This window comes from Lentibacillus salicampi (genome assembly GCF_004565465.1).
GTDB lineage: Bacteria > Bacillota > Bacilli > Bacillales > Amphibacillaceae > Lentibacillus > Lentibacillus salicampi.
The window spans coordinates 476179-483654 of the sequence record NZ_SRHY01000001.1 but is presented as its reverse complement, the minus strand read 5'-3'; the positions used below and the strand labels follow the sequence as shown (position 1 = coordinate 483654).

The 7476-nt window shown below is 41.4% G+C and carries 5 protein-coding genes; all 5 read right to left on the bottom strand.

The window, feature by feature from the left end; all coding sequences use genetic code 11:
- Positions 1 to 59: 59 nt before the first annotated feature.
- A complete protein-coding gene (locus tag E4U82_RS02340; protein WP_209300523.1) occupies positions 60 to 479 on the bottom strand; it encodes a PALP domain-containing protein in 420 nt (139 codons plus the stop codon).
- 138 nt (positions 480 to 617) lie between these two features.
- The gene (locus tag E4U82_RS02335) at positions 618 to 1490 is read right to left on the bottom strand and encodes a 5'-3' exonuclease (protein ID WP_135108415.1); all 873 of its coding nucleotides are present in this window, start codon (positions 1488 to 1490) and stop codon (positions 618 to 620) included.
- On the bottom strand, positions 1487 to 5134 hold the full coding sequence (locus E4U82_RS02330) for a dynamin family protein (protein WP_245183497.1): 3648 nt from the start codon (positions 5132 to 5134) through the stop codon (positions 1487 to 1489). The genes E4U82_RS02335 and E4U82_RS02330 overlap by 4 nt, the downstream gene beginning before the upstream one ends.
- A gap of 117 nt (positions 5135 to 5251) precedes the next feature.
- A complete protein-coding gene (locus tag E4U82_RS02325) occupies positions 5252 to 5719 on the bottom strand; it encodes a CBS domain-containing protein (protein ID WP_135108413.1) in 468 nt (155 codons plus the stop codon).
- 227 nt (positions 5720 to 5946) lie between these two features.
- Complete coding sequence (locus E4U82_RS02320; protein WP_135108412.1) at positions 5947 to 7476, bottom strand: acyl-CoA carboxylase subunit beta; 1530 nt, start codon at positions 7474 to 7476, stop codon at positions 5947 to 5949.

Below are 7476 nucleotides of genomic sequence, written 5' to 3'. Positions count from 1 at the left end.
AAAATGACATAAACGTGAAGCTTATTTGGCATACCCTTTTTTAAATCATTTCCATTTTTTTACATAAAAATAGGTTGTAGTGAAATGAAGCGGGATTTTTTGAAATACTTCTGTCCAAGGCTCCTAGCTTTGACGGATCCGGCAATTGGTAATTCATGGTCACATTTCAGATAAAACTCACCAGCCATCATAGGTAAGTCGTTCTTTTTCATATGGCTGATCTGCCTTAAAGGAGATTCAATTACCCCATTCGTTTCGTTCGTTTCAGGAAATTCATTCTTCAAAAATGGAGCAAAACGCTGCCAAAGCAATTCGGCTTCTTCCATATCATCACGCGTTAATGGAAGTGAAGCTTCACTCACTTTTTTTAAATTCGGGTTCATCCAAAAGACAGGATTTAAATCGGTTATATCTTTCAGTATCGGATTCTGTTGTTTCCAATCATCGAGTTCCCGCTGAGTAAAAATGATGGTGATCACCTTCTTTTCGTTCTCTTTATGATTACTATCCCTTACAGGTAGCTTATCATGATGTCAATCATTATGAAAGCACATTCACGCGCTTAGATGATCAGTAAACGAAAAGCAAAAAATGGAACTCTGATGATGGGTTCCATTTTAATTAACAAGTTTGATCAAATTGCCAAACTCCAGTTCCGCAAATTTTTCCTCGACGGCGTTTTTATCATATTGCCATAACGCATCTTCAAGTGTGCAACCGACTGACACATCGCACTTGATTTCAGCCAGTTGTCTTGACAGATGAAGCATCTCCATGTTTTCCTGGACTTTCTTTTGGACACCTTTTGGTAGTTTGTCCATATGTTCAAGAACCTGGTCAATCGATTCATAATCCTGAATAAGCTTTAAAGCCGTCTTTTCACCAATCCCCCTGACGCCGGGATAGTTATCCGATGTATCGCCCATCAGTCCTTTTAAATCAACAATTTGTTCAGGCCGTATACCCTTTTGTTCCACGAACGTTTGCTGTTCAAAGATTTCATAGTTGCCGATCCCTTTACGCATAATCGCGACACGAATCCCATCATCAACAAGCTGTAATATATCCTGATCACCGGTTAAAATGAGAACATCGTGATCTTCAGCGTATTGCCTTGCCAGTGTCCCCATACAGTCATCCGCTTCAAAGTTTTCCAAACCAATGTTGGGAATATCGAACGCTTCAACCACTTCCTTGGCGAGATCAAATTGTGGAACCAGCTTTTCAGGCGGCGCCGAACGATTAGCCTTATAAGGTTCATATAAATCAGTCCGGAATGTCTTGCTTCCCATATCCCAGCAGCAAATAACATGGGTTGGTGAAAATTTATCTGTAGCATCAAGAAAGTATCGCATAAATTGATAAACGCCATTAGTTGGAATGCCATTGCTGGTTTCCATGAAGTTCCCCCTGAATGCTGTGGCAAAAAATCCCCGGAAGAGTAACGCCATTCCATCCACCAGCATTACGGTATCCCGCTTTGTCGTCATTCTTCTGTCATCTCCTCATATTGCCTTAAAATCGACGTAAGTCTTTCATGTTTTTGGCTTAACGTGCCAGGATCAATCGACTGATCACTTATCATTTGTAATTGGTTATCAATATAGTTTTCGGCATGCTGCACAATAAATGATTTGATCGTATCCATCATACCATTCCATTGACGACTGTAAGACACGCGCATCTTTTCCTGATTTTCGGCAATATAATCAGTCGCGAAAGGGTATAAGCACTTTAATAGATTCTCTTTCATAGATTCTTTTTCATTTTTGGCGAAAAATGCCTTCGTTCCGTTAAATTGCTTCAACGCTTTGTCAAATGTCTGTGTATCAAGGTTCAAAAATGCTTGTTCATATTCAGGTGTTATCAACTCTGATTCTTCAAAGTCCGGAAGCAAAAAAGCGCTGTCGATATGATAGCTCTTACTGGTGTAATCAAGATAAACCTTTTGCTTCAATTCATAGATAAATGATTCCATACGCAGGGATACAGCGCGTAATTCTTGGAGTAGCTCATAACCGGCATAGTCAAGGAGATTCCTTAAACTGTTTTTCAATTGCTGTTGTGCCTCTTTGCCTGAACCAGTTATGGTTGCTGGGTTAAATGTTTCTTTAAATAAATCATGAAAACGGATCGACTGACGTTCAAGCACATAATATAATTGCTTCTCCAGTTTTTGACTGATTTTTTGCTGATATAAATCGTTGTCGATGTCATCAACCAACTGTTTCAGGGATGATTGCTTTTCCATTAAATCCGCACGTGTTTGTTCTTTTTCCGCAGCATTCATTTGTACCGAATCCAAGTACTGCTCTACGGCCTTTTTTGCCCGTTGAATGTCTCTAATAGCTGCTTTGATGGTGATCGAAGCTAATTCGTGATGAATAAAATCATTAAATGCCGCTTCAAATGTCTTCATTTGGCTGTTTAACGCCCTATGGTTCCGTTTCTCATCCATTGATTGTTTACTCGATACCGGGAACAAGCGTGGAAAACGGATGCCTAAACCTGTCAGCTTCTCTCGAATATATTGTTGTACCATATGGAGTTCTGAAGCGTCCTCCGCAAGATCGGATGCATTCATGATAAAAAACATCTTATCCAGATGAAAGGAATCTTTTACTCTTCCAAGCTGCATCAGGAAATCCTGATCAGCCCGTGAAAACGCATGATTATAATAGGTTACATAAAGAATCGCATCAGCATATTTGATATAATCAAAAGCGACATCAGTGTGTCTAGCATTGATTGAGTCAGCTCCGGGAGTATCGACCAGTGTGATCCCTTCCCTGGTTAGGGAACAATCATAATAGAGATCAACCGACTCAAGATAACAAGCAATCGTTTCATCCGTCACATAAGTAACAAAATCATTGAGATCAATCGTCATTTCCTGCCCGATTACAGCTCTCATGTGATCATATCCATCTAATATAGCCGTTACATATGCCTGATGAGTTTTAGGCAAGTGATTACTCTGATGTATATGACGCGCAGCTATCCAATTCAACAATTCGTCGAGACTGCCCGTTTCAGGTGAAAATTGACTGATTAGTGACATCAGGTCATGCACGAGCGTTGTCTCATCTTTCATTTTCACGACTACTGTCCCATGTTCCTTTCCCTTTGTTACCGGATGGATACGATTAATAACAGCGGTCGTCGGATTTGGAGCTGAGGGCAGAATAGGCTCCCCGATTAATGCATTGGCCAGTGATGATTTTCCCGCACTGAATGCTCCGAATAAAGCAATCGTATATGTCCGATCATTCAGACGCTCATATTTCCGTTGCAAGTCCCCGGTAATGGGCTGGAATCCAGGCAAGTCAGAAATCGTCTCAGTTGTTTTGACCAAATCAGCTAAAATATGATCAACCGGGTATGTTGCTTTTTCAGAAAGCCGTTCGTCCGGTTCTTCTGTCGTTTCTACCGCAGCAGGTTCACTTGTTTGCCACACAGGTAAAGATGTGGTCTGTTTAACAGATACGTGATTTGCTGCCAACGCATCATCCATTTTTCTCCAAACATTCGAATCCGGTTTTGGATCTGTTAAAGCCATGTCCAATTTACGGTGTTTCTCCTGTAGGTCATTCCTCAAGGTTTCATGCTTCTTGTGCTGCTCATAGAATTGCTCGAGATCATGACGTTCAGACTCGCAGGCAGATAAATCAGTTGCTGTTTTTTGGGTGATCGCCTCATGAATGGAATTCCAGAGCTTCTGTGTTTCCCGTTTATATGATTGTTTTACGTCTTGCGTAATATCATTGGTGTAGCGCAGAACATAGTCTCCATTCACCGTTGCACCAGGCTTGATTAATGCTTTCAGCTTGCCGGCGTCGTACGTAATCGACATATTTTGTATGTGCTCGGTTAATTCCTGATTGTAGAGTTCATAGTCTTGCAGTAAATTAAGCAATTTGTCTCGGAGTCTCCACTTGACGGATGTCTCAATCGATTGCTGTAACCCAATCAAAAAATCATTCTCACGTTTATGACGTTCTTCCTTCGTTTTTTTCTTTGATGCCAACAGCCCGACTTTGAAATCACGTTGCTGCGATTCCAAAAACAATTGTGCCGTATCGCGCAACGTTGCGGGCATTAGGTAGGCGTTGTTCAGAGTGGTGGTTACTTCTTTATGAAAATCTGTCCCCAGTTGATCCGGTATACTGTTTAAACGCGCGATTGCAGTGTGCAATTGGTCTAACCGCGCTGCAACATCTGTTGAGTGTTCGCCATCCTGCCCTTCCATATCTGTTGTTTCATCTTCATACAGCTGCTGCAAATAGTCCTTATGTTCCTGGACCACCTGATAAACAGATCGCTCAATACTATATAATGCATCCCTCTCGGTATTCAGCAGTGAAAATAATTTCACTTTAATATCATCTATCTGGTTATGCGGTGCATCGCTGTTCATCAAAGAAGAATAATAGATGATTTCCGGATAAATAGACCATCGATCAAACGTTCGCTTAATGTTTCCGGTAAAATTTTCAAATGTCAATTCCTGGTCATTGTGTTTGTCAATCTGGTTGATGATCATGTACACGGGTATCCCAAAATCTTGTACTTCTTTCAGGAAATGTAAATTCACTTCTGATTGAACATGATTGTAGTCCATGACATAGAACAGCACATCTACAAGGTGCAGTGATGATTCGGTAATCAGCCTGTCTGCATCATCCGCCGCATCAATACCCGGTGTATCAATAACCGTACATCCAGCAGGCAAAATAGTTTCTTTCGTATTGATCTCCATTTCCCTTATACCGGCCTTGTCTTTCGCGTACTCCTTGATCATATCAATATCATATGGTTCTTCATATTCAAATACTTCTCCGTCGTTCGTATAGACGCGGGCCACGCCTTTCCCGGATTTAATTTTAACGACATTGGCACTTGTTGGTACCGGACTTTTCGGTAGAATCGATTTTTCCAAAAGGTAATTGATCATGGATGATTTACCAGCAGAAAAATGACCGGTAAAACCGATCATAAAAGCCTGATCAGTCCATTTTTCATAGATTTGCAACAGCTTATCAGCACTTTTGGCATCGCCATTTTCAACCATTGCTTGATAAAGGCCTGCCAAATGCTGCTGGGTAAATTGAGTTTGGTTCACTTCGGTTAGCATCACGTTGTTCGTTTCCTTTCCATACAAGCACTTCTGAGGAGTATTATAGCAAAGCAGCACCATTCGCGTCGACAGCCTTTACAAATAAAACACCTTTCATGTGAAATTCATGATAGATCATCCATCCATTTCAGCAATGGCTTTATTATAAATGGATCGAATAATATCTCCGCGGCTGATAACACCTAAAACTTGATCCGAATCATTCACAACGGGGATTTTTTTGAAATGATAGCGTGAGAAAATCGACACTGCTACTTCAATTTCATCATCCGGACGAACCGTATAGACACCTTTCTTCATGATTTCTTCAGAATGATGTTCAATGCTTGTTTCTACTTTTTGTTTCAATCCTACCATTTCAGTGACAAACACCATGGAAAAGGCATCATAAATGGTACGTCCATTTGGCTGCAGATAACGAATAACATCTCCGTCACTGATGATTCCGATCAGCTGGTTATGTTCATCCACGACCGGGACACCGCCAATCTTATGTTCAACCATTGTCTTTAACAGTTCTTTAATCTTCATATCTTTACGAACCGAAATCACGTCGGGAATCATAAATTCTTTAATTTTCAACCTTACCACCTCTTTGTTTCATAATGGTTTTTTTCAATTTATTTATTTTCGCCTTCAGTGATACATATTTAAAATAATTTTCATATTTATCATATCATATTCCAGCTTTCATGCTGTAATATTTACTATATTTACATAATATAATTATAGTTAACTTTTGTGGGGGGGTACAGCGACCCGTTTAATGAAAACCCCTGGTATTCATACGAATACCAGGGGTCGTAACACTACACAGGATATACACCATGTTTACGGTCTGTGAATGTTGCATTTTTCGCTTCATATATTTTGTACCGTTTAGTTAATTCATTTCTTAGGTCATTCGGCTCGACAATAGCATCAATAACCATTTCCGACGCTAATCGGTAAATATCAATGTTATCTTTATATTCTTCTTGCTTTTCCTTTATAAATGCAGGCCGTTCCTCTTCCGGCAATTCGGCTATTTTATTGGCATAAACGGCATTCACAGCTGCTTCAGGTCCCATCACGGCAATTTGAGCAGTCGGAAGCGCCAGACAGGCATCCGGTTCAAAAGCGGGGCCAGCCATTGCATACAGCCCTGCGCCATAAGCTTTGCGTACAACCACAGATATCTTCGGTACAGTCGCCTCACTCATTGCTGCCAGCATTTTGGCTCCATGCCGAATAATCCCTGCCTGTTCCACTTTTGTTCCGATCATAAAACCAGGAATATCCATCAGGAAGAGCAAGGGGATATTAAAAGCATCGCATAATTGAATAAACTTGGCACTCTTATCCGCCGAATCCGGAAACAACACGCCGCCTTTCACCCGTGGCTGGTTGGCAATGATTCCGACTGATTTACCGTTTATTCTGGCCAGTCCGGTGATCAGTTCCGGGGCAAATTTCTTTTTAACTTCACAAAAACTGTCCTCATCGATAATCCGATTGATAAAATCATACATATTGAACGGTGCATTCTGGTTTTCCGGAATAAGATCTGTTATCGACTTTTCAAATGCCTGCACATCAACTGGATCAGTTACACCCGGCTTATTTCGGAAGTTCGCCGGGAAATAAGTCAGATAACTGCGCGTATATGTAATCGCTTCCTCCTCTGATTGCACCAACACATCTCCAACTCCTGATACCGAACAATGCATGTTTGCACCGCCCATCTCCTCCAGACTAACTTTCTCCCCAATCACTTTTTCAGCCATACGTGGTGATCCCAGATACATCGAGGCATTGCCGTCAACCATAACAACGATGTCACAGAATGCTGGTATGTAAGCGCCACCTGCAGCTGACGGGCCGAAAAGCAGGCAAACCTGTGGCACCCGTCCGGCCAGTTTTATCTGATTATGAAAAATACGGCCAGCCCCGCGGCGGCCAGGAAACATTTCGACTTGATCCGTAATACGCGCACCTGCTGAATCAACAAGATAAAGCATTGGGATTTCCAATTTTGCTGCTGTTTCCTGAATGCGGATAATTTTTTCAACCGTTCGCTTACCCCATGAACCAGCTTTTACAGTGGAGTCATTGGCCATGATACAAACATCCTGGCCATTAACCCGGCCAATTCCCGTCACAACACCATCGGACGGGAGACCATCATCCATGTTATTCGCAAACAATGCATCTTCTATGTCCATATCTTCATCAAATAACAGCTCAAGACGTCTGCGTACAAACAGTTTTCCTTTTTCTTCATTTTTGCGATGATACTTTTCCTGTCCGCCTTTTTTAATTTGGTCCACACGATTTTGTAAATCGTCCGTATAGGTCAT